At 33.0% G+C, this 2,958-nt stretch carries 3 protein-coding genes; all 3 read left to right on the top strand.

What is annotated here, in order from left to right:
* A partial coding sequence (locus EZH24_RS09575; RefSeq protein ID WP_137998931.1) for a GrdX family protein occupies window positions 1-342 on the top strand: 342 nt, incomplete at its 5' end.
* A gap of 21 nt (window positions 343-363) precedes the next feature.
* Complete coding sequence (trxB, locus tag EZH24_RS09570; RefSeq protein WP_137998930.1) at window positions 364-1,317, top strand: thioredoxin-disulfide reductase; 954 nt, start codon at window positions 364-366, stop codon at window positions 1,315-1,317.
* 270 nt (window positions 1,318-1,587) lie between these two features.
* Window positions 1,588-2,874, top strand: coding sequence for a glycine/sarcosine/betaine reductase component B subunit (locus EZH24_RS09565; RefSeq protein ID WP_137998929.1), 1,287 nt, complete (start codon window positions 1,588-1,590; stop codon window positions 2,872-2,874).
* The last annotated feature ends 84 nt before the right edge of the window (window positions 2,875-2,958 follow it).

The following is a 2,958-nucleotide window of genomic DNA, read 5'->3' as shown; positions in this document are numbered from 1 at the left end:
GAAGAAATGTCAGGTAAAAATATTGGCATTTCTTATTTTGAGCAAGCGGATTTTATGGAAATTTTATATAAGGCAAGAGATATTATTCATTTAGGATATAAACTTTTGACGCATCCTATAGTTAGTAGTATTAAGCCTTATGAAACTCCGTATAAAACTATAGTTCTTGCTTATAATAACGGAGAAATTGATTTGGAATCTATAGAATTAATAGAAAACTCTATAGAATTATCAAAGAATTTTTTGGATAAACCGAGAAGAAAATTAACTAAAACTATAGACGAAGATTTTAGATTAATTGATTATGAATTAATAAACGGTTCTATAGAAAGTATAATATAAAATTTAAGGAGATTTTATTTTATGAGCGATTTATATGATTGTATTATAATTGGAGGCGGACCTTCTGGTTTGGCTGCGGCTATATATTCGGCAAGAGGAAAAATGAAAACTATTCTTTTTGAAAAAGGTAGTTTTGGCGGACAGATAAGCATAACAGACGAAATAGCGAATTATCCGGGTTTTTATGAAACTACTGAAGAAGAAAGGCATCCTAAAAACCTTATAAATAAAATGATAGAGCAGGCTAAAGAATTTGGAGCCGAAATAGAGCATAAAGAAGTTGTGGATGTTAATTTTAACGATAAAATAAAAGAAATTAAAACATCCGATGGAAATACATATCAGGCGAAAGCTGTTATTATAGCTACAGGCGCTCAACCGAGAAAATTAGGTTGTAAAGGAGAATTGGAATATACGGGAAAAGGCGTTTCATATTGCGCCACTTGCGATGCAAACTTTTTTGAAGGTATGGAAGTATTTTGCATAGGCGGAGGAGATACGGCAGTTGAAGAGGCTATGTATTTATCTAAATTTGCAAGAAAAGTAACTTTAATAGTAAGAAAAGATTATGTTCGTTGCGCAGATTCTATAGAAGAAAAGGCTAAAGCTAATCCTAAAATAGAAATAAAATTCAGAACGGAACTTTTGGAAGTTAAAGGCGAAGGTTTAGTGGAATCCGCTATATTTTTGAATAACGAAACGGGCGAACAATGGGAATATAAAGCCGATGAAGAGGACGGAACTTTTGGAGTGTTTATATTTGTCGGATATGTTCCTCTTACCAAATTGTTCGAAGGCAAAGTAAAGATGGAAGACGGATATATAATTACAGATGAAGAGATGAAAACGAATATTCAAGGCGTTTTTGCTTGCGGAGATTTGAGACCAAAAATGCTTAAACAAGTGATTACGGCGACTGCGGACGGCGCTATAGCTGCAATATCGGTAAATAAATATATTGAAGCTAATTTTTAGTTTTACAATTTATAATTAGATAGGTTTAAGAATTAGTTAGTAAGGAATAATAATGAAATATATTTTAATTTACAAACTTTGCGAATGAGAATTGACTGCATATTGCGGCGCAATAAAAAATATTATCATTTCTAAAATAAACGATAAATTATTAGGTTGTATTAATATTTTTAAAATTTTAATAGCGGAGAAATATATTATTTTTCCGCTATTTTTGTTTGCTTTAAATTATAAATTAATATATAATAAAATAACTTTTAAGGAGAATATATGAAGTTAGAAGTAGGCGAGATTTATATTAAAGATATAAAACTTGACAAAATTTCAAAAGTTGAAAACGGAACGCTTTTTGTAAACAAAGACGAAGTTACAAAAATTGTCCTTGAAGACGAAAAATTAAAAAGCGTTCAGGTTGAAGTCGCGCGTCCTGGGGAATCGATTCGTATAACGCCCGTTAAAGATGTTATAGAGCCGAGAGTAAAAGTGGACGGTAAAGGCGGAATATTTCCAGGTATGATTTCAAAAGTCGATACTGTGGGAGAAGGCAAAACCCATGTATTAAAAGGAGCCGCAGTTATAACTTGCGGTAAAATAGTCGGCTTTCAGGAAGGAATAATCGATATGAGCGGACTTGGAGCGGATTATACGCCTTTTTCAAAACTTAATAATTTATGTTTGGTTATAGAACCTGTAGAACCTATAGAAAAACATGATTATGAAGCGGCGGTTAGAGGAGCGGGATTAAGAGTCGCTACATATTTAGGCAAATTAGCTAAAGATTTGAAACCCGACAATACTTATAGCTATGAAACTAAACCTATATTTGAGCAGGCTTCTATGTATCCTAATCTTCCTAAAGTGGGATATGTATATATGCTTCAAACTCAAGGTTTATTGCATGACACTTATGTTTATGGAGTAGACGCTAAAAAAATAGTCCCAACTTTCATTTATCCTACGGAGATTATGGACGGAGCTATAGTGAGCGGAAATTGTGTTTCGGCTTGCGATAAAAATACGACTTACCACCATTTAAACAATCCTATAATAAAAGCTTTATATGAAAAACATGGTAAAGAAATTAATTTTATGGGAGCTATAATAACTAACGAAAATGTGTTTTTAGCCGATAAAATGCGCTCTTCTGATTGGGCTTCTAAATTGGCTAATTATTTCGGTTTGGATGGTGTTATAATATCTGAAGAAGGTTTCGGCAATCCAGATTCAGATTTGATAATGAATTGTAAAAAAGCGGAAGCGTTTGGAATTAAAACTTGCATAGTAACTGACGAATACGCTGGACGAGACGGTTCTTCGCAGTCTTTAGCCGATGCCGATGTGTCCGCTAACGCCGTTGTTACGGCAGGAAACGCTAATATCGTTATAAATTTGCCTAAAATGGATAAAATTATAGGTATGTTGGATTATACCGATAAAATAGCTGGAGGATTTGAAGGCTCTTTGAAACCTGACGGTTCTATTGAAGCGGAGTTGCAGGTTATAACGGGAGCCACAAACGAATTAGGTTTTAATAAATTTAGCGCTATGGGTTATTAAACTTATAGGCAAATTTTTAAAATAAATAAAAATTTTTGGAGGAAAGCCATGAGTATTTTAAATGGTAAAAAAGTGATTATCATT

Origin of the sequence: Brachyspira catarrhinii, from assembly GCF_005518285.1 — a bacterium.
In the GTDB taxonomy this organism is placed as follows: domain Bacteria; phylum Spirochaetota; class Brachyspiria; order Brachyspirales; family Brachyspiraceae; genus Brachyspira; species Brachyspira catarrhinii.
The sequence above is the reverse complement of the archived record's forward strand: the minus strand, read 5'-3'. Positions and strand labels throughout refer to the sequence as shown.